Source organism: Streptomyces populi (genome assembly GCF_002911015.1).
GTDB lineage: Bacteria > Actinomycetota > Actinomycetes > Streptomycetales > Streptomycetaceae > Streptomyces > Streptomyces populi.
Window position 1 is genome coordinate 13,440 of sequence record NZ_KZ626875.1, and the last position, 19,881, is coordinate 33,320.

Here is a 19,881-nt window from a genome sequence, read left to right on the forward strand (position 1 = left end):
CTGTGTGGGCTTCTCGGACGAATTGGCCTTCACGGAAGGTGGGACGGCGACGCTGTCGGGAACGGGGGACGGGAACATGAGCGAGGAAGGACTCGACGGTCGACTCAGGTCGGCGGTTCGGGCCGGGGACGCCAAGACGGTGCGGGATCTGCTGGACGGGGGAGCGAATCCGAACGCGGTGGACGCGAACGGGCTGCCGGTGCTGTGCGTGGCGGTGGCGGCGTACGACGAGCCGGTCGCCGAGGCGTTGGTGGAGGGCGGCGCGGACCCCGACCGGGTGCTGCCGGACGGGACCACGCCGCTGTGGCGCGCCATCGACGGCGGCTCGCCGGCGACCTTCTCGGCGGTGCTGGGCAAGGAGCCCCGGCTGCGGCTTCCGGAGCCCGCCCGTGAACGGCTGCTCGCCCTGGCCCGGAGCTGGTACGAGAGGGGTGCGGCCGAGGAACTGCGGCGCAGGACAGGCGTGCTGGTTCCGGCCCGGACGGTCCGGGTTCAGGACGGCGAGTACGACTGGGTCGATCAGGTCTCGGTCGGCGGCCTCGTCGTACGGGCCGGGCACGGTGCCATCCTGACCTCGCTGGAATGGGCCTTCCGTGTTCTGACCCCCGTCGACGAACTGATCGCCCGCGCTGTCGAGCAGCCGGATGAGCAGCATGTGGGCTGGTCCACGGGCTGCTGGATCCTCGCCCAGCGCCGCAGTTTCGAGACCTGGTCCGCCGTGGTGGCCCATCGTCACGACCCGGACCGGGCGCATCGCCTGTTCGTACTGGACTACCTGCGGACGCGGGGGTTCCTCGACACCAGCCCCTACTACGAGAAGAAGGAAAGCGAACTCCTGGCCACCTGGGCGGCCGAGGAGACGGACGGCGAGACGCTCGCGAAGGTGCTCGACATCTTCACCGGGCAGGAGCATCCGGACCAGGAGGCCATCGGCCTTCGCCACGCCGGCCATCCCGACCCGCGCGTACGTCGCGAGGTGCCCTACGCTCTTTCCGGGGGCGGCGGTCTCCGTACGCCCGCGGCCAGGGCCGCTCTGCTCACCCTCATGAGTGACCCGGACGCCGAGGTGCGGCTCAGGGCCTGCACGACGAGCATGGGGGACGCCGACCTCCTCCCGGAGATCACCCGGACGCTGCTGTCGCTGGTATCGGGGCCGGATGCCGATGTGCGCGGTGCGGTCGCGGCGGCGCTGGCCGGCTCTCCGGACCGCACCCCCGTCGTCGCCGACGCCCTGGCGGCGTTGCTCGGTGAGGACGACCAACTCGTGCGTCTGGAGGCCGCCTACGGTCTCGCCCTGCGCGACGACCCGCGTACCGCCGAGGCGATCGAGCGGGTGGGGCCTCTCGGCGACGGCTTCGAGCACGACCATCGGGCCGACGAACTCTGGCGGTGGAGGTGGCGGAAGGAGAAGGCTCTGCGGGGGAGTGACGACCGGCAGGCGTGAGCATCCGCTCTGACCGGTACAGCCGTTGCCGACCGGGCCTCGAACCCCAGCGGCGCTTCCGTCGTCGTTGCCCGGTACCGACCCGTGAAGTGGCGTTGCCCCGGTACGGAGCGAAGCGCCGCACCGGGGCAATGGACTCGGATTTCAGCAGCGGGGAGGGGCCCGTGAACCGTTCCGGGTTGATCCAGGGGTGCTGCGAGGATCTCGGTTCCAGGTCCCGTCGCCTCAGAACTCTGCGGCTTGCGACCGCGGAGTTTTCCGGGCTCTGGCCCGGGGGCCCCAGGGGGCGCTCGCGACGGTCGCCGGGGAGGTGAGCCCCAGGGCGTCGTTGTCCTTGCCGTCCCGCATGTGGTCCAGCCAGCGTTCGTACCAGGACAGGAAGTCCTGGGCGGAGGAGACGTTCGGGGGCCGGAAGCCGTCCGCGTTGCCGGTGAGCATGCGGCCGGCGAGGGGGCCGGTCACGCCGATGAGGCACAGGTCGATGCAGCCCATCTCGACGATGTGGAGGAACAGGTCCCCTCGCAGCGCGTTCGGATGGCTCACGTGATGGAATCCCCGCGGGGTGCCGTCCGGAGGCTGCCGGTCCATGGTGAACAGCCTGCACTTCTCCAGCGGCAGCAGACCGTGGAAGGGGCCGGCACCGCTGCCCCCGAGTTCGACGAGGAACCTTCGGTAGGCCGACGGCAATTCGATGTGGTGTTCGTCCTCGAACGCGTCCGCCTGCGCGGAACCGATGCGCGGACCGACGCGAAACGCGTGACGCTCGGCGCCCATCGAGTGGCTGCGCTGCGCCTGGTACGGGGCCTTCGCCAGCTTGGAGCGTATGCGCGATATGCGGGAGTCCATCGGAGGATCTCTTCTCTCGTCCGCCGCCACTCTACCGGCCCGCCCGAACGGGACACCTCCGTGATGTCCGGGGGATCGGCCTGTTCGAGTTCGTCTGCTCAGCCCGGTGTCAGCTCCGGCCGGGGCGCCAACGCGGTCCGCGCCAGATCGCGCAGCCAGGCGTGCGCGGGGTCGGTGTCATAGCGCTGATGCCATGACAGGTACACCGCGGCCGACGGGAGTTCGAACGGCAGCGGGAGCAGGGCCAGACCGAGGACTGCGGCCGTTGGGCGCGTCGTCGATTCAGGGACCGTGACGAGGAGGTCGGAGCCGCGCACGAACTCGAACGCGGTTCCTTCGGTGGGCGCGGTCGCCACCACCCGTCGGGTGAGGCCGAGCCGCGCGAGAGCGTCGTCGAGGGTGTTGGTGAGCCTCCCGCGCCGCGAGACGGTGATGTGCTCGGCCGCGGCGTACCGCGCGGCGGTGACGGCCTTGCCCCGGGTGAGCGGGTGTCCCTGCCGCACGACGATGACGTGCTGGGTCTCGGCCACCCGGTCGGCGCGGATGTCGGGTGCGGTCGGGCGGTTCGCGTTCGCCTCCAGGTCGACCTCGCCGCGACGCAGTTCGGGGGTGTCGATGCTCGATTCCGCGATGAAGCGCAGACGCACGCCCGGCGCCTGCTCGCGCACGGCCGCGAGAAGCGCCGGGCCGCTGAGGGCGACGAGCGAATCGTGCCAGCGGAGGGTGAAGGTGCGCTCGAGCGTCGTGAGGTCGAGTTCGCGGTTCGGCGCCAGCACGCCCTGGACCTGCTGGAGCAGCTCGTGCACCTGTTCCCGGACGGCGATCGCGTACGGCGTCGGGGTCATCGTGCGCCCGGTACGCACCAGGATCTGATCTCCCGTCGTGCGCCGGATCCGGCCGAGGCTTCGACTCATCGCGGGGGCGGTGACGTGCAGGCGCTCGGCGGCTCCGGCCACGCTGCCCTCCTCCAGGAGCGCGTCGAGCGCGGCGAGCAGGTTCAAATCCAATTGCATGCGAGTCATCCTAGCCGTGCTTTACATGCACTTGAAGTTAAGTGTGGGTGCTCCTACCTTCGAGATGCGGGCACGAAAGAACGGTTTTCGCCCGGTCCGCCTCACCCCCTGCTCAGACGGGAGCACCACCATGCCCGAGTCGATCCGGACCACTGGAATCGCCGACTCCGCCTCCGACGCCGACCTGCTCGCACAGACCGCGATCGCCGTGCGCGCGGCGGCTTCGGTGCTGCGGGAGCGGTTCGGCCACGTGGTCCGCCACCGGACCCGCGAAGAGCTGATGCGCGCGCTCGCCGCCAACGACGACGCGGTCCTCGACGTCCTGCGCCCCCGCCTCACCCTCCTGCGCCCGGACGCCCGCCTGGCGGGGGACGAGCTCGCGGGCGGGGCCCTGCCTCCCGGCGAATGGTGGGTCCTGGATCCGGCCGAAGGCAACGTCAACCACCTGCACGCCCTGCCGGAGTGGGCGGTGACCGCCACGCTCGTGCGCGACAACCAGCCGGTGCTCACCGTGGTTCACCTGCCGCTGACCGGCGAGACCTACACCGCACTCGCCGGCGCCGGGGCCCACCTCGACGGCCGCCCGCTGCACGTGTCCCACACCACCGACCTCGGCCTGAGCCTCGTGGCCACGAGCCAGGCCAGGCCGGACGAGGACGAGAAGGTCGTGCGGCGCACCGGCTCCTCGATCACCGCGATGCTCCTCGACGCGCTCGTGGTACGGACGTCCGTACCCGCCACCCTGCACCTGCTGAACGTGGCCGCCGGCCGGATCGACGCCTTCTGGCAGTTCGCCGGGGCTCGCACGGACCTGCTTCCCGGAGCGCTGCTCGTCGCCGAAGCCGGCGGGCGGACGACCGACGCCGAGGGCCGCCCCTGGACCCCGGAGAGCGAGAGCTTCCTGGCCGCCGCGCCCGGCGTGCACGCCCAAGCCGTCACCACGCTCTCCCGCTGACTCCCACGAGAACCACGAACACCGGAAGGACCACATCAGCATGACCACGATCGCCGTTCTCGGAAACGGCCGCGTCGGCGGCAGCCTGGCCCCGGCCCTCACCCGGGCCGGCCACGAGGTGACCGTGGCGGACCGCTCACCGGGCTCTGCCGCCGACGCCGCCAGGACAGCGCAGATCGTCATCAACGCCACCCCGGGCGCCGGCTCGCTGGAGCGGCTCGTCGCGCTGCGCGAGGAACTGCGGGACAAGATTCTCGTCGACGTCTCCAACGCCACCGTCGACGGACCGGACGGACTGCCGGCCGACCTGCTCCACCCCGGCTCGAGCCTCGCGGAACAGCTTCAGGAAGCACTCCCCGACACGCGCGTCGTCAAGACGCTCAACACGATGCTCCACACGGTGATGACCGCGCCCGCCGCGCTCACCCAGACACCGACCGCCTTCCTCTCCGGCGAGGACCTGGAGGCCAAGCAGGTCGTACGCGGGCTTCTCACCGACCTCGGCTGGCACCAGGAATGGATCATGGACCTCGGCGGGATCGAGACCGCGCGGGCCACCGAGGCCGCGATCCTGTTCGTACCGCACGTGATCCGATCCAGCGGATTCGCACCCTTCGCAATCTCGATCACCCGCTGACGGCCCGACTCGACTCGTCCCGAGGACGACCGCGGGCGGGGCCGGCGAGGCGGTCGCCGCCGAGGCCGAGGTCCGGGCGGACGGGGGCGGGTGCGTGCCGGCAGGCGTCGGAACGAGAAAGCTGTGGACGCAGCGCCAACCACCCGTGCAGGCAGTGCCAACACGGGATGAGTGCGTTGCGGCAGTCTCGACGGGGCGACACCGCAGCCGCGGAGGGAGGGCTCCCGATGAGGAAGGGACCGAGGAACCGCACCGTCACCTTCCTGTCCACCCCCGTGCCGGCCGGGGCGAGTTCCCTCGCCCTCGGAGCGGCCGACGCGGCGGCGGCCGTCCGGACCTTCGAGAAGGCCGTCCCATGCATGGTGCGCCGACTGTGTGGGACATTCCTCCTCCGTCGTCGTGGCGTTGGTGGCCCGGAAAGGTGAGCATGCGGTGACAACCTCCTCGCCCCGCCCGCCGCACGTCGGCGGCCGACCGGATCCGACAGGCGGGACCGGCACGCTCGGTGGAGAGCCCGGTCCCACCCGCGGGTACCTGCTGGACAACGCGCGCGCCGAGGCGGGTGAGCGATTCGTCGGGCCGGCCGAGCTGTTCGACGGTGTGACGTGCGGGCACTTCGATCGACTGGGGATCGGGGCCGGCTCGCGCTGCTGGGAGGTGGGGGCCGGTGACCCCGGCATCCCGCAGGCGCTCGCGGCGGCCGTCGGTCCGACCGGGCACGTGCTGGCCACGGACATCGACCCGTCGTGGCTGGGGGAAGGCGACGGGTACGAGGTGCGCCGGCACGACGTCGCCACCGATCCGCCCCCGGAACCGGGGACGTTCGATCTGGTGCACGCCCGGCTCGTACTGGTCCATGTACCCGACCGGGCCCGCGCGTTGGCCACGATGGCGGCAGCACTACGGCCCGGCGGCTGGCTGTTGGTCGAGGACGCCGACACCGCTCTTCAGCCACTGGCATGCCTGGACGACAGCGGCCCTGCGCAGCAGCGGGCCAACCGGCTGCGCGACGCGGTCCGGGAGCTGCTGACGCGCCGCGGCGCGGACCTGCGCTACGGCCGGACACTGCCGCGGGCATTGCGCGAGGCCGGCTTGGTGGATGTCGCCGCGACGGGCTCCTTCCCGGTCGGCGGGCCGGCCTGCGACCGGCTGGAGGCGGCGACCGTCCGGCACGTGCGCGGCGAACTGCTCGCGGCCGGCCTGGCCGACGACACCGAGATCAACGCGCACCTGGCCGCCGTCGAAGCGGGCAAACTCGACCTGACCCTCGCGCCGCTGATCTCGGCCTGGGGACGCCGTCCGGCCGAGCACCCTCCGGCACTCGGTCACTGAACCTGAACTCGTGATGTCGGCTCGTCAGAACTCGATGCCCTGCTCCATGGGTGTCAGACCTGGTCGGTAGCCTCCCGGCAGGAGTCGGCAAGAGGGACCGAGGACAGGTCGCACGGGAGTGAAGACCGCGGTGCCGGCCTGTGCGGATGCTGCGATTGCCGGCCTCCTCCAAGACGCACCGGCGAGCGAACCCGACCGGGCCGCCGCGCTCCGGAACTCCCCGCCCCACTCGGTGGCATGTCATGCCCGGGATCCGGGTCTTGGCCGCCCTCCCACGGGTATCGACGGAGGTTATGCTTCCGGTTCATTGGGGAAGGGCAGGGGCGGGCGTGCGTGGAATCAGGGAATACCGGCGCAGGACTGCGGTGGCCGTCGTGGTGCTGGCCACCGTGTTCTCGGCGGCCGGTTACGGTATGGGCTTCGGGCCGGCGGCGAAGGGCCGTCAGGATCATCTCACCTGGGAGTTCGCGCACATCGCGGACTTCGACGGTCGCCTCACCGATGTCGCCGTCCTGGCCGCGGACGACGTCTGGGCCGCCGGTTTCGACAAAAGCGGTGCGGCCGACCCCCAACTGCTGCACTACGACGGGAAGCAGTGGAAACACGAGCCCCTTCCCGACGTTCTCGCCCCCACCGACAACCCACCCGTCATCGACGAGATCGGCGAGGGCGTCCTGTGGATGCACCCGCCCACCGACCCGGCAGGCACCGGCGCCAACCGCTGGGCACAGTGGGACGGCACGCACTGGTCCACGGTGCCGAACCCTCCGCCGGGCAAGGTCCGGCTCCTCGACGCGGCGGATCCGGACGACATCTGGGCCCTCACCGACGAACGGACCGCCCTGCACTGGGACGGAACCCGCTGGACGACGACCCGGCTGCCCTACCGCACGTCCGACCTCACGGTGGCCGGACCGGACGACGTCTGGGCGGTCGGCGTCCGCTCCACCGGGCCGGGAACCCGGCTGAGCGACGGCGGACAGTACGTCCAGCCCGCCTCGATGCACTGGGACGGCACTTCCTGGAAGCCGGTCAAGACCCCGCAGGTGCGGTTCGCGGACCCCGTACCGCCGGAAGCGGGCGCCAGCCTCAGCCAGGTCTTCGCCCTCGACAGCGGTGAGGTGCGCGCCTACGGCCTCAACAGCTTCAACCAGGGCGAGGGCGGCCCCGAACCCGCGGAGGAACCCATCCGGCTGCGCTGGAACGGCTCGAAGTGGGTGGACCAGAAGCCCGCTCCCGGCGGCTGCGCCCTGCGCACCCCGGTGAGCCAGGACGACAAGGGCCTGTTCCTCGACCACAACTGGTACCTGGACGACGACGGCCTGTGCGGCAAGATCAAACGGCGTCGCCTTCCCCTGTCGACCGGTGCGGGCAGAGATTCACGACAGTCACTGTGGCTGGCGGAGATCCACCGGATACCAGGCACCGACGAGTGGCTGGGCGCCGGAGTCGTCGAAGTCAGCCAGAGCGGAAACCCCTTCACCGCCCCCGTGGTCGTACGTCTCAAGCGCGGCGGGTGACGACTCGTCCCCCACGTGAGTATCGCGCGTTCCGCTCCGGCCCGGCGCTACGCCGATCGGGCCGGAGCGGGAGGACTCCTACCCGGTCGTCGTCATGCCGCTCAGCTCGGTCTCCACCGACCACGTCCACCGCTGTCACGAACGGAAAGCCGATCACTTCCTGGCCTCCACCGGCATCGCCTGCACCCTCATCTGCTACCGCCGGCTCGCCGGACGAGGCAGGCCGAGCAACTTCAGAGCCTGCGCAAGCCCGCGCCCCACAGAGCGGAGTCCTGCATGGCCTCGGCCCGGCTGTCTGCGCTCAACACCCTGCGCAGGAACTCCGTCATGCCGCAGTCGAAGCGCGTCCAGGTGTCGTCGCCGTGGCTGAAGAGCACCACCGGCCAGTCCTCGGGGTTGCCGTGGGCGAGCCAGCAGTACGGGTCGGCACTGCCATCCGCTCCCCAGGTCACCAGATCCTCGGCTGCCGCATCGATGCCGGTGGGTTCGGTGTCCACCCAAGTGGCTCGCGTGTCCGCGGTGATGAACCCCATGCCGCCCTTCGGGGCGCCCGGATCGTCACAGGTCTCAGGAGTCACGGTGGCAGGAACCAGCACACCGAGATCCAGGTCCGGCACGCCGTCACCGTAGCGCGCGAGGAACTCCTTGAAGTCCGAGGGGAACACGATCCCCCAGGCCCTTTGGAACAGTGGGAAGCCGTGCCCTCCCTCTGCGCCCGGATGAGTGAAGGGCCCTCTGGGTAGGGGAGTCGTGGTAGGGGCACTGTCGGGAAAGCGTCGCGTTGGACGTGGGCCGCCGAGAAGGAGACGTGGGTGGACAGCGGAGGCGCGTTCTGATGTCGGACGGGGCGCAGATACCGGGGAGCCGGGGCGGTACGGGAGCACCTGGGAAGAAGCGGCGCCTCACGCCCGGCACCTGGTGGGTCGGCCGGCGCTTCCGGCACTCGCGGCGGCCGGCGGCGCGAGCCTGGCCGCAAGTGCACGAGGACGTCGCCTGTCTCACGCGGGAGTTGGGCCACTGGCATCCCAGGACTCTCGCCGCCCGCTCCAAGGTGTCCAGTTGGTTCCTCGACGAAGGCCTGCACACCGACGCCCTACGACTCGCCGAGGCCGAAGTGGCCGACAGAATCGCGGAGTTCGGGGCCGATGCCCCCGAAACCCTGATGTGGCGCGGTGGGCTCGCCTGGAGCCGCCGCAGGACCGGTGACCTGGACACAGCCGTCACCGAGGCGCGGGCCCTCGCGGACGACTGCGTCCGGGTGCTGGGCTCCGACCACGTCGACACGCATCGCCACAGCTCGACGCTCGCCCAGCTCCTCGCGGAGAACGGTGAATCGGCCGAGGGCGTACGCCTGGCGCGCGCCCTGTACGCCGAATCCCAGACCTTCGGCCTCGAGCGGTGGAGCGAGACCCGTTCCCTCCGCACAACCCTGATCACAGCACTGGAACTCAACGGCGACGTCCAAGAAGCGCTCGACCTCCTGGACGAAGAGATCAAGGTCGAATCGGGGACGCTGTACGGCATCGACGAGAACCTCGGCGACTACGAGATGAAGCGCTTGGAGGAGTGGCGCAGGCGCCTTGTCGCCAAGGTGGCTTCCGCGTAGGTCGAGCGGGGAAGATGCGGGTGTTGAGACAGTCTCCGGAACAGCGGTCCCACGCGCAGCACCCCGAAGAAGGCCGCAGAGGCCGTGCGGAAGGGTGTCGAGGCGCGTGAGGAGAAGGCCCGCGCCGCGCCGCTCGGACCCGGCAGTGGATTGCCGTGCTCAGCCCGACGGCACTCGTCGGCTGCCTGAAGACCACCGCTACGGGGCCTCCCAGGACAGCACTTGGCGCTGGAGCTACGGCGGCACACGCTGGGCCGGCGTTCGCCGGCGTTGCCGACGGTGCGAACCCGGCCCGGGCCGACGTACGGCAGTCGGCCCGGACCAGGTCATCGGCTTACCGGCGCGGTTCGCCCGGGGCCGGGTTCTGTCCCGGCGGCCGGCTCAGTCGAGATACACGTACTGGTCGATGTCCAGCGACGCTCCGGCCCGGGCCAGCCAGGCCAGCAGGGCCGCGCGCAGGAAAACGCCCTTCTGCTGCGGGTCCTCCGGGTCGGTGATCTCTTGGACGATCACGAGGGAGACGTCGGCGTCCTTCGAGTCGGCCAGGCGTCCCAGCGCCGCTGCGAATTCCGGTCCCCAGTCCAGGACCACCGGTTCGAGATCCTCCGGTCGCCCGGACTCGCCCGGGGCCCGCACGTGGCGAATCCAGGTCGCGTGCTTGCGCGGTGGGGACTGGGGGCGCCTGCGGCTGCCGATCGCGGTCGCTTCGTCCGCCTCGCGTCCCAGCCGCGCGGAGATCTCCTGCGGTTGCAGGGATTCGCTGACCACCCTCAGGTACATCCGGAACGCGCTCACGGCCGGTACCTGTAATTCGTCGGAACCAAGATCTTCCCGTCCTTGCTCACGAGGACGACTCTGTTTTCGCCGTCGCGCATCGCGTCGAACCGTGACACGTTGTTCTTCCCCACCCAGTCGGCCTTGAAGCCGTGGGGGTCCTCCCCGACGGTCTTGAGCGCCTTCTCGAGCTGCTTCTCCTTGATCTTGACCAGGGAGCCCCGCTCGATGGCCGCGGCGTCGGGGATCTCTCCCCGGATGAAACTACAGGACGCGTTGTGGACGAGTACGGGCGTGGTTCCGGCCAGCACGTAGTAGGTGTGCAGGTCGTTGACGGTCAGGTTGTAGGCGCCCTGCGGCTCCTTCCAGTGCGCGACCTTGTCGATGCGCACCGCGGTGCCGTCCGGGGTGCGCATCGTGTCACCGGAGTTGAGGTCGCGGGCGTCCGCCCACTGCCTCCGGTTCTCGACCCAGAAGGGGTGGTGGTCGGTCGCGGCGAGCGTGGGCGGCTCCGCTCCCGCGTCGCCGCTCAGGGTGACGCCCGTGAAGTCCTCGTCGTCGGGCGTGTAGATGGTGTCCTCGACCGGCCGCGAGCCGGTGACACCCGCCTCCGGGTCGGTTGCCAGGACACTGTCGCCGACGGTGATCTGCTCGATGGGCACCGTGGTGGTGCCGTCGCCCATGAGGACCCGTGTGCCGGCCGGGAAGCTGTTGCAGTTCGGCACCTTGTCGCCCTTGCGAGCGGCCCTGATGTCCTCCGGGAGCAGCTTGCCCCCGTACTTGAGCCAGCGCATGACCGCGAGCGAGCCCAGCAGCCGGTCGGTGTCGCTCACCTTCTCACCGGTGGCCAGGTCGCTGCCGGTGATGGCTTCGATGACGCCCTTGGCGTCCCCGATCCCGGGCATCAGGTTGAGCAGCACCGACATCCGGCGCTCCTGGGCGGCCCGTTCCTCGGCGGTGGTGTCCTTCGCCCCGATCTTCTCGGCGAGACGGGAGAAGTCGAAGTCGAAGTCGGGTATCTCGTGGAGCTTGGAGGCGGCCTTGTCGATGCCCTCGACCGCCTTCTTGGTCTCGTTCAGCCCCTTGTTGGCTTCCTTGACTCCCTCATTGAGCTTGTCCATCCCCCGGTTGGCCTTCTCGATGCCCTTGTTGGCCTGGTCCAGGCCTCGGTTGACCTCGGTGGTGGCCTTGTTCATGTCATCGAGGGCGCCGTTCATCTTGTCGAAGCCGGCGTTGATCTGGTCCAGGCTCTTGCCGATGTCCTTGAAGAAGCCGGCGATGTCCCAGGTGTCCTTCGCCGGCCGGTCGTCGACGGGCTTCGGATCGGGGTAGTAGTCGCCCACGGCGACGGCGAGCACGGCCAAGGCTTCGACCGACTCCGTGTGGGCGTCGAGGAGACGGGAAGCCCTGACGACGTCGGTGCGCAGCTTGTCCACGTGCGGCTTGGCGGCTTTGAACGCCTTGAGCGTCTGCTCGTAGATCTGCTTCTTCTTCGCCGGATCGGTCTCTTTGTCCGGGTCGAGCAGGAGGTAGGGCTTGAGCTTGTGCAGCTCGGTCAGCGCCGTCTCCAGCTCTTTGAACGACCTGCCCTCGTCCTTCATCGCGTCACGGGTGACGTAGAGGAAGACGCCTACACCGAGGCCGAGCTTGGCGGACTTGAGGGCGAACTCCTTGAGACAGGCGGGCCGTTCCAGCAGAGGCTGGGAACCGCAGTCGGAGTACTGCGCCACCTTGGCCGCGATCTCCAGCAAGGTGGGTTCCGCCGCCCGCTTCTGCGGCGGCCCGGCTGCCGAGGCGGTGCCCACGCCCGCGCCCACGGTCAGGCACAGGGCGGTCGCGAGCGTGACGATCTTCTGTTTTACGTGCAGGTGCATGTGTTCCTCAGAGCGCGGACCCCGTGACGCCGTTCATCGGCAGGAGTCCGTGTTTCCCCCGGAGCGGCCGGTCGGGCCACCCTCGTGTTTGCGCGCATATCGAACGCGTGGTCGCAATCAGGGTAAACCGTTACCACCGGTCATGATCAACTCAAATCCGCGCGGTCCGGCATGCCGTGTCCGGGCGGATGCCGAGGTGTCGCCCGCGGCCGGAGTGCGTGGGCCGCTCGCCCTCGGCAGGCGCTTCTGAAGCGTCTCCGACGAGGCTTTCACGGACTGGAGCAAGACCTGTACCGACCCCCAACTCCCGGCCCGCGCGGCCGTCGTCGGCCGCCTGACCCTCAACGGCACCCTCATCGAGACCGGCACCGATTCCTACCGGCACCGATTCCTACCGGCTCGCTTCCACCCTGGCCCGGGTGGAAGCGAGCCGCCAAGGTCGGTTGACACGGCTGACACCTGCACAGGCCTCACCTCGACAGCGCGACCGGGAACCACCTGCCGAACCACTGCTCGGCACCCCACTCCTCGTACCGTTGCACCTCGGTGAACCCGAGCTTCGCCGCGAGGCGCATCGAGCGGGCGTTGGCGGTCTGGGTGGTGAGCACCACCGGATCGCCAGGATGCGCGCCGGAGAACCAGTCGAGTGCCGCCGCGCACGCCTCGGTGGCGTACCCGTATCCCCATGCCTGCGGCAGGAACATGTAGCCCAGCTCGGCCTCCCCGGCATCCGGACGGACCTGACTCCGATGTTCCGCGTCGCGCCGGTTGAGTTCGACGAAGCCGATCATCGCCCCGTCGAGTTCGACCACGAAGACGCCAGGACGCCGCCCGGGCACCTCGGGCACCGTGCGCTCGAGTTCGTCACGCGGCCGCGCGCCACCGACGTAGGTACCCACCTCCGGCGAGGCGGACAGCTCGATGGCCGCCGCACGGTCTCGGGCCTCGGGCTCACGGAGCACGAGCCTCTCGGTCCTGATCGGGGCAGGTGGCCAGACGACGGTCCTTGACTCGGTCATGCAGGCCAGCCAATCAGCGGGCCCGGTGGCGATCAAGACTCGCGGACCCGTCAACCCACCTGCTCGGGAACGTCTTTCCTCTCTCACGTCCTCTCCGACAAGCCACACCCTGCACTGCTTCGCCCTGCGGGTTCAAGGACGGGATCCGACGTCATTTCTCGGGAACGTCCACGGCCCCGCCGGCCGCCCGTCGCCATCCGGACCGATGGCCGAACGCTGCTGCTCGAAGCGGACGAAGCCGGCCGGTCGACAAGACACGCCAGCGCGGCAGGTCCTTGCCGCGCCTGCGAAAGCGTGGCTGAATCAACGTCATCGCCACTTATTCGCAGACGCTGGTGCGCTATGGCGCCTTCGAATCCTGCATCTCATGCTCTGCGTCCCGAAGGCACCCGGGATCTGACGGCACGCTGTGAACAGAATGGCGTACACGGGGGATTCGCGACCGGTCTTACGGATCGCCCTGCCCGCAGGAACACGCCTGCATCCGATGGCCCATGTCGCCGCGGTGCGCGCCATCATCCCGCTGATCTACAAGGCCGCACGGTCACACCTCGCCGACGCAGACCTTCTGATCAGGGAGGCTGCGGTGTACGCAGCGGCAATGACGTTCGCCGTGCCCGAATCGGCCGCACATGTTCCGGAGCTCGTACCGCTGGTCCGCGGCACGCTCGGCGTCAGCGAGTACCGGGGGTACCAGTACATGGCCAAGCGATGTCTCGTGACCTGGGGCGTAGAACCCGGCCCCCTTCCCGACCCGCTGATCTCGGGTCCCGAACCGAGGGATCGGCCCTGGGAGGGCGGCTGCTCCGACGACCCGCCATTCTGACCCCGGGGGCACCACGACGCACCAGGCGCCGCCGACAACAGTTCCGCCAAGCCGGTGCTCTCGGCTCGCAGGCCGGAACGGCCGCCGATGTGGCGGCCTCTTCGTCGGCTATTCCTGGACGGGAAGACCGGGATGGGCGGCCAGAAAGACCATGTAGGTGATCGCGGCTGCTGCCCCCAGGAGCGACAACACGCCACCCACCACGGCTCGCGTCCTGCTCGCTCGCCCCGACCTCGATGCGCGGTACTCGACAAAGGCCCGTACGGCACCGACGAGTGCCAGCGGCAGCGAGATGAAGCTGACCAGTACCCAGAACGGGCAGCAGAACCAGCACGCCAAGGACGCCCCGCCGAACCAGACCGCGAGCTCTGCCCTCTCTCGTGTCCCGTCCGGCGCGTCGACAGAAATCATGGACTGATCCAAGCAGAACCCTTTCCGCCGTACAGCGGCGAGGTACGGCAATCGCACCGGAGCCGGCCGTCCGACCGGCCGAGCAGACCTCAGTGGCCGTTGTGCCCATGGTGCGCATCGAGGAGACACGAGCGGTGTCGGCCGACTTCGGTCGCGTTACGATGCGTGCCCGGAGGTGATCATGGGTCTTACCGTTCCACCGGCCCCGTACGACATCGCGGAAGTATTTCCAGAACTCGTACCTTATGCGCGGGCGACCACGCTGCTGTACCCGCGTGCCGGTAGCCCCGAACGGGACGAGAGCTCGCTGGGCGGCCCGCTCCTTTGGCCCGCCGACGAGCCCTGGCCGACATGTACGGCTCCTGACCACTACAACCCTGCCCGCGGCTGCGCGGTGGTGGGGCCGGACCCCGTCTTCATGGTGCCCGTGCTGCAGCTCATCGCCCGCGACGTTCCGGCATTGGTGTTCCCGGACGGCGCCGACGTGCTCCAAGTGCTCTGGTGTCCGCTGATCCATTCCGAATACGACCAGCACTCGCCGGTTCCGGTGCTGCGTTGGCGATCCGTTGCCGACCTGGCGGATCGGCCACTGCTGGACGAGACGCCGCGGCCTGACGAGTTCGACGACGAGTACGTCCCGCAGCCCTGCGTGGTACACCCCACTGAGACAGTGGAGTACCCCGGCTGGGACATGCCTGCGGAGTTGTCCGAGCGTGTGGGCGAGCGGAGCGAGGAGATGGAGAAGTCCTGCGGCATCTCCTACTACGACGCCTTCACCACCCGGCAGAGCAAGGTCGGCGGATACCCCGGCTGGACACAGCCGCCGAACTGGCCGCGCTGTTCGTGCGGTTCCCGGATGGAACACCTGCTGACGATCTCGGCGAGTGAATCGTGTGGCCGCTGGCTCCCGGTCGAGGAGCGTACCCGTCCCGGCTGCGGCTGGGAAACCTCCGACGACCCGGAGCGGCAGCAGGACAGCCATGAAATGACCATGGGGGACTGCGGAGGCGTCTATGTCTTCGTCTGCCGCAGTTGCCCCACTTGGCCCACCGCCCACCGCTACGACTGCTGAGCCGTGAGCAGCCGGGGTCGGGCTGTGCTGCTCAGGGGGTGTTTTCTCCCGTTGTCTGATCCTGAACTGCTGGATTGAGGGCGGTTCGGGTGCCGTGCCGGCGCAAGCCGGTCTCCCGGCTTGCGTCGGCGGTAGGACTCGCCGCCCTGAGCACCCGCGTCGGCACCGGTCGTTCGTCCGGGCCTCCTCACGGTGCGGTATCGCGCGGTCGGCGAGGGGTGACAGGCCGCTTCGGAAGCTGATAGGAAGATCGTATTGCCTGGCTGATTACTCGAGTAAGCATCCGGCAATCGGCTCCTCGGCGATCACACAGCGAGCGCACACGTCTCGCCACTGCAATCCCGCACACGACGCCGGCCAGGACCAGCCCCCCGCGGTCAGACCTTCGCACCTCTGGAATTGCCATGCCCTCTTTCCTCACTCCTCGCCTGGCCAACGCCTTCCTGCTGGCAGCCCTTGGCATTCCCGCCCTTACCGCGTGCAGCACCGGCTCCGGCCCCGCTCATGCTGCGTCCGCTCCGACCTCCCCGGCGGCCAGACCCGGGCCGTTCGGTCCACGAACCCTCGCGTCCGAGCCGCGTGAGCTCGGTGGCAAGCCGATTGCGGTTGGTGCCGGTGTCGTGCTGACGCTGCCGGACGAGCGATCGTCCTTGGTCGCCTACGACCCGGCCACCGGTGCTCAGCGATGGAAGTCATCCGTGAGGTCCGGCTACGCCGAGCAGGCATGGCCCGTCGGGAGCGACTTCATCGTCAGCTGGGGAAACCAGTCACCTGAGGGGAACGACCAGAGCACCGTGGGCGACTTTGTGGCACGCCTCGACGGGCGAACCGGAAAACCTGTCTGGGCCACCAGAGTCTCCGAGTGGCCCAGCCGGGGCAGTGATGACATCAGCTTCCGCCCGAGAGCGGGAGTCGTGCTGGTCTCAGGCCGATCGCGTTACAGCTGGACGACCGCTCTGGACCTGGAGACGGGCAAGGCTCGGTGGAAGCAGACCGACTCCGTGCTCACCGCCGCCGATTTCGACGCCGGCGACTTCGGCGGAAACTACGCCCTTGTCTACAAGCAGTTCGACTCGTATGCGGACACCGGACGCCTCATGCGTATCAACCCCTCCAAAGGCAAGGCCTTGTGGACGGTGGCCTTGGGCAAGGCGTACGGCACCACTCTGTACAACGTGCGCAATCACATCGTGGTCTCCCGCCGCGGACGCGACGGCGTGGGAAGCGTGATGTTCCTCGATGGCGCCACTGGCAAACGAGTCTCTGTGGTTCACGGTGCGGTACGGGCACACGACGACAACATCGTCGTGATCTCTTCCGAGACCGGCGTGGCTGCCTACGACCAGAGCGGAAACAAGCGCTGGGAGGTGGCCGACCTCGTGATCGAGAAAGGCCGGCGCGCCTTCAGCGACGGCAAGACCGTCTATTTGCTCACCGGCAGCGAGAAGCAGGGCGCGCTCAGCCTCGTGGGCCTGGACGCCGCGAGCGGCAAGCAGGTGACATCCCTGACGCACCAGACGGAGGCTGAGCTCCTCGGCACCGTCAACGGCTTCCTTGTCGCCGAGAGCCCCTACGGAAACGAAGGGCTGATCTTCGCGGGCAAGCCGGAGCACGCTTGAAGTCGTGACTCGGACGGAGCGCGCCTTCGAGACCGATGAGCGCGAGCAGCTCTGCCTCTACATCGACGAGGCCCTCACGGAGCAAGGGGGCGACGTCGCAGCCCTGACCGCTGACCGCCGGCCGCGGGCTCGACCGGTACGAACTCACGGACCAGTGGCGGGACTGGTGACCACCCATCATCGTGAGAGGCCAGGCCGCTGTGGCCCGTCTCGGTTTCCGTCTCATTCATCGCAGTCCGGGGACGTTCAGGCGGGTTCCACGGTAGGCGCGGCACAGGCCGCCGACCACCCGTGAACGCAGGTGAACCGCCCTGTGCGACCGCAAGTTCGGTGAGGGAGGCACGGGCACGAAGGGCTGGCCCGGGCCCTTGCCTGTCCCAGCGGATGCCCAGATCCGAAGGCGCCCCCGGCCCGCGCCACACCATGCCTGGCGGAGCCAAAGGCGCCTCCCCGTACGCTCCTTGGGAGCTCTACCTCAGCCGACCTGCCCCGTCGGCCGCACCGTGATGTGGTTGATGTCCACGCCCGCGGGCTGGTTGACGGCGAACACGATGGTGTCCGCGATCTGCTCGGCGGTCATCGTGGCGGCTGCCTCGGGAGTGCCGCCGCGGGCGTGCCAGAAGGGGGTGTCCACGACGCCGGGGGCGACAACGGTGACGCCGACTCCGTCCTGGCCGACCAGGAGGCGGGTGTTCTCGGCGAGGGCGTGGGCGGCCCACTTGGTGACGGAGTAGAGGTTGCCGGGGGTGTGGCGGACGCCGGCGACCGAGCCGATGATCACGATTCGGCCCTTGGAGGTCCTCAGGTGGGGCAGGGTCTCCTGGATCAGCAGGGCGGGGCCCAGGACGTTGGTGAGGATCATGGCGCGCATGTCCTCAGGGGTGTGGGTCTCCAGGTTGCCGGGCAGGGAGAAACCGGCGTTGGCCATGACGTTGTCCAGCCGGCCCCAGGTGTCCAGCACGTGGCGGACGGCGGCGGCGACGTCATCCGCTTCGCCGGCGTCGCCGGTGATCGTCAGCAGCCGCTCGCCCGCCCCCTCGGTGGTGGCGAAGGTGGCCAGCTTGCCCGCGTCGCGTCCGGTGACGGCCACGCGGTGGCCCTGCTTGAGCAGGGCGCGGGCGGTGGCGGCGCCGATCCCGGTCGAGCCACCGGTGATCAGCGTGACGGGTTCCATGGGACGGCCTCCTCGGCGACGGGGTCATCGGGGCAAAGCGCCTGCACTATACCCAGCGATCTTCGACGCCTGCTCCCGGCTTTTTCCGAGGGCTCCGCTCCTGACTGTGGATCAGTAGTCGGGCAGTGCACTGCCGATCAGTTGAGTCGTTGACAGGACTGTGGGGCATAGGGGGTGATCCGACTGACCCTCAGTGGGAGCGACTTGAGCCGCTCCTGCCGGCGAGCAACCGACGCTGTGGCCGATGGCGGGACCATCGGCAGGTGATCAACGGAGTGCCGTACCGGATCCGGACAGGCGCGCAGTGGCGCGAGCTGCCGGAACGCCACGGGCGGTGGAAGACGGTGCACGAGCGGTATCGCCGTCGGTCGGCGGACGGCACCTGGGAGTTGCTCCTCCAGCGGGTCCAGGCCGAGGCCGACGCGACCGGCGACGTTGAAGACTCCGGCACGCCGGCCTGCGGGTTGTGCCCGGTCTGCCACTCAGTGGGTGGCGCCGCTACGAAGGATGGCCAGAGCTGTCACGGACACCTCGTCGTCACCGGACGACAGCGATCCCGCACATGCCGTTCCAGGGGCACCCGTTTGGATCTCGCGGTACAGCAGCCAGGTACCGCGACCTCGGCAACCGTCCCCGCACGGTAGCGTCCCTCCGGGCCCGCCCAGCGGCCGGTACGGCCGTCACTGACCGGTCCGGCTGGAGCTGCGGATCAGAAGGTTGCAGGTTCGAATCCCCCCGAGTGCACACAGATCAGAGGCCCCGCCGGTTCAACCGGCGGGGCCTCTGACGTCAGCGGGTGACATCAACGTCGTCAAGTGTCGCAACGTCCTCAGAAGCCTGAGCAGGTAGCAGCGGCTGACGGTCCTGAGGCGGTGGACGTCTTCGGGGTGCCGTGGTCCACGGTCACGGAGCAGGTGGCGGTTCCTCCCGACCCGCTGAGGCTGATGAGCAGCGATCCACCCTTCATGAAGCCTTTCGTCTTCACGACCTTCCGCCACGGCAAGGTCTTGGCGGTTTCGGATCTTGAGGAGATGCCGTCGTCGTTCCAGACGGAGTACGCGATGGTCACGTTTCGCGCGTTGCCGGTGACCGCGTACTCGACCTCGACCGTCTTCGAGGCCTCGTGCGAGATGCCGGCGATGACGGCCACGCACCCGCCCGCCACCAACAGGACGAGCACGAGCAGCACCCACGGCCACTTGCGTCTCTTCTTCCTCGGCGGTGCTGCTCCGTAGGGTGGTCCGCCACTGGGGGGTGACTGTCCCCATCCCTGGGGCTGACGTTGTTGTGCGCCTTGCCCCCACGATTGCTGAGACGGATCGGGCCGGGGCGGCTGCCCGGGAGTGGGTTCGCTCATGGCCTCAGGTTCTGGCAATCACCTTGGGGGCGCGACTCAGGGGGTTTGACGTTGCTTCCGTGGAGTACGACCCGAACGATGTAGTCGGCAATGGGTATCTGGCGTAGCCGTCACGCAACCGCAGTCAGATCTCAGTCGGCCACCGAGTGCTTCAGCCGACCTGTCTTCGGCACGCTTGACCCCGGTCGAATACACAGGATCACAACGCTGTGGTCCCCACCGGAAGCGGCAGCCAGTACGGTCGGCGCTCCGATCCGGCTGACCTGAACCTTGGTGATGGTCCCGGGTATGACGGGCTGGGTGCCCGGCGGGCGGCCGTGGTGCTCGGCTGGGACAGCGCCTGCGCCTGACGCGTCGAGGGTGCGGGAGCACGGTTGAAGAGGCTGGTGGAACGGGGCCGGC

Annotated in this window: 19 protein-coding genes and 1 pseudogene; 11 read left to right on the forward strand and 9 right to left on the reverse strand. The window is 69.3% G+C overall.

The genetic code is table 11. The annotated features are described in order from the left end of the window. Nucleotides 1-76 precede the first annotated feature (76 nt). Nucleotides 77-1,444: an ankyrin repeat domain-containing protein gene (locus CW362_RS19665; protein ID WP_103550819.1), complete on the forward strand. Its 1,368-nt coding sequence runs from the start codon at nt 77-79 to the stop codon at nt 1,442-1,444. 225 nt (nt 1,445-1,669) lie between these two features. On the opposite strand, the gene CW362_RS19670 is transcribed toward CW362_RS19665, so the two are convergent. Together CW362_RS19670 and CW362_RS19675 are read right to left on the reverse strand one after the other, a co-directional pair. Next, the gene (locus CW362_RS19670) at nt 1,670-2,290 is read right to left on the reverse strand and encodes an SMI1/KNR4 family protein (RefSeq protein ID WP_103550820.1); all 621 of its coding nucleotides are present in this window, start codon (nt 2,288-2,290) and stop codon (nt 1,670-1,672) included. A 98-nt stretch (nt 2,291-2,388) separates the two neighbouring features. Then, nucleotides 2,389-3,303 carry a LysR family transcriptional regulator gene (locus CW362_RS19675; protein WP_103550821.1) on the reverse strand — a complete coding sequence of 305 codons (915 nt, stop codon included), beginning with the start codon at nt 3,301-3,303 and terminating at the stop codon, nt 2,389-2,391. Between the two features lie 130 nt (nt 3,304-3,433). Between CW362_RS19675 and CW362_RS19680 the strand changes: the two genes are divergently transcribed. The 4 genes from CW362_RS19680 (at nt 3,434) to CW362_RS19695 (ending at nt 7,747) form a co-directional block, all read left to right on the forward strand. Continuing rightward, complete coding sequence (locus CW362_RS19680) at nt 3,434-4,258, forward strand: inositol monophosphatase family protein (RefSeq protein WP_103550822.1); 825 nt, start codon at nt 3,434-3,436, stop codon at nt 4,256-4,258. 40 nt (nt 4,259-4,298) lie between these two features. Further along, entirely contained in the window at nt 4,299-4,895 is a 597-nt protein-coding gene (locus CW362_RS19685; protein ID WP_103550823.1) for an NADPH-dependent F420 reductase, read from the forward strand. Between the two features lie 534 nt (nt 4,896-5,429). After that, the gene (locus tag CW362_RS19690) at nt 5,430-6,227 is read left to right on the forward strand and encodes a methyltransferase domain-containing protein (protein WP_240657897.1); all 798 of its coding nucleotides are present in this window, start codon (nt 5,430-5,432) and stop codon (nt 6,225-6,227) included. A gap of 329 nt (nt 6,228-6,556) precedes the next feature. Beyond that, nucleotides 6,557-7,747, forward strand: coding sequence for a hypothetical protein (locus CW362_RS19695; protein WP_162684137.1), 1,191 nt, complete (start codon nt 6,557-6,559; stop codon nt 7,745-7,747). A gap of 233 nt (nt 7,748-7,980) precedes the next feature. Here CW362_RS19695 and CW362_RS19705 read toward each other — a convergent pair whose 3' ends face one another. After that, nucleotides 7,981-8,631 (reverse strand): SMI1/KNR4 family protein, encoded by a 651-nt coding sequence (locus CW362_RS19705; RefSeq protein WP_103550825.1) that lies wholly within the window; start codon nt 8,629-8,631, stop codon nt 7,981-7,983. Nucleotides 8,632-8,723: 92 nt separating this feature from the next. Here CW362_RS19705 and CW362_RS19710 point away from each other — a divergent pair, with 92 nt between their 5' ends. Further along, nucleotides 8,724-9,353, forward strand: a complete 630-nt coding sequence (locus tag CW362_RS19710; protein WP_103550826.1) for a hypothetical protein — start codon at nt 8,724-8,726, stop codon at nt 9,351-9,353. Between the two features lie 381 nt (nt 9,354-9,734). On the opposite strand, the gene CW362_RS19715 is transcribed toward CW362_RS19710, so the two are convergent. Beyond that, nucleotides 9,735-10,148, reverse strand: a complete 414-nt coding sequence (locus CW362_RS19715) for a DUF4279 domain-containing protein (protein ID WP_240657887.1) — start codon at nt 10,146-10,148, stop codon at nt 9,735-9,737. Further along, on the reverse strand, nt 10,145-12,001 hold the full coding sequence (locus tag CW362_RS19720) for a polymorphic toxin-type HINT domain-containing protein (protein WP_103550827.1): 1,857 nt from the start codon (nt 11,999-12,001) through the stop codon (nt 10,145-10,147). Before CW362_RS19720 ends, CW362_RS19715 begins: the two co-directional genes overlap by 4 nt. A gap of 256 nt (nt 12,002-12,257) precedes the next feature. On the opposite strand from CW362_RS19720, the pseudogene CW362_RS45855 reads away from it, so the two are divergent. Beyond that, nucleotides 12,258-12,383: pseudogene (locus CW362_RS45855) on the forward strand (IS21-like element helper ATPase IstB); the annotation flags it as partial. A gap of 88 nt (nt 12,384-12,471) precedes the next feature. On the opposite strand, the gene CW362_RS19730 reads toward CW362_RS45855, so the two are convergent. Continuing rightward, the gene (locus CW362_RS19730; RefSeq protein WP_103550828.1) at nt 12,472-13,020 is read right to left on the reverse strand and encodes a GNAT family N-acetyltransferase; all 549 of its coding nucleotides are present in this window, start codon (nt 13,018-13,020) and stop codon (nt 12,472-12,474) included. Between the two features lie 418 nt (nt 13,021-13,438). Here CW362_RS19730 and CW362_RS19735 point away from each other — a divergent pair, with 418 nt between their 5' ends. After that, entirely contained in the window at nt 13,439-13,846 is a 408-nt protein-coding gene (locus CW362_RS19735; RefSeq protein ID WP_162684139.1) for a hypothetical protein, read from the forward strand. A 108-nt stretch (nt 13,847-13,954) separates the two neighbouring features. Here CW362_RS19735 and CW362_RS19740 read toward each other — a convergent pair whose 3' ends face one another. Next, nucleotides 13,955-14,257 carry a hypothetical protein gene (locus CW362_RS19740; RefSeq protein ID WP_103550868.1) on the reverse strand — a complete coding sequence of 101 codons (303 nt, stop codon included), beginning with the start codon at nt 14,255-14,257 and terminating at the stop codon, nt 13,955-13,957. 418 nt (nt 14,258-14,675) lie between these two features. Here CW362_RS19740 and CW362_RS19745 point away from each other — a divergent pair, with 418 nt between their 5' ends. Together CW362_RS19745 and CW362_RS19750 are read left to right on the forward strand one after the other, a co-directional pair. Continuing rightward, nucleotides 14,676-15,329 (forward strand): hypothetical protein, encoded by a 654-nt coding sequence (locus CW362_RS19745; protein WP_103550869.1) that lies wholly within the window; start codon nt 14,676-14,678, stop codon nt 15,327-15,329. 404 nt (nt 15,330-15,733) lie between these two features. Further along, a complete protein-coding gene (locus CW362_RS19750; protein WP_103550830.1) occupies nt 15,734-16,948 on the forward strand; it encodes an outer membrane protein assembly factor BamB family protein in 1,215 nt (404 codons plus the stop codon). A 475-nt stretch (nt 16,949-17,423) separates the two neighbouring features. Here the strand turns inward: CW362_RS19750 and CW362_RS19755 are convergent, their stop codons facing one another. Next, the gene (locus CW362_RS19755) at nt 17,424-18,122 is read right to left on the reverse strand and encodes an SDR family oxidoreductase (protein WP_103550831.1); all 699 of its coding nucleotides are present in this window, start codon (nt 18,120-18,122) and stop codon (nt 17,424-17,426) included. 125 nt (nt 18,123-18,247) lie between these two features. Between CW362_RS19755 and CW362_RS45660 the strand changes: the two genes are divergently transcribed. Then, nucleotides 18,248-18,766 (forward strand): transposase, encoded by a 519-nt coding sequence (locus CW362_RS45660; RefSeq protein ID WP_376451210.1) that lies wholly within the window; start codon nt 18,248-18,250, stop codon nt 18,764-18,766. Nucleotides 18,767-18,951: 185 nt separating this feature from the next. On the opposite strand, the gene CW362_RS43345 is transcribed toward CW362_RS45660, so the two are convergent. Then, entirely contained in the window at nt 18,952-19,311 is a 360-nt protein-coding gene (locus CW362_RS43345; RefSeq protein ID WP_162684141.1) for a hypothetical protein, read from the reverse strand. Nucleotides 19,312-19,881 lie beyond the last annotated feature (570 nt).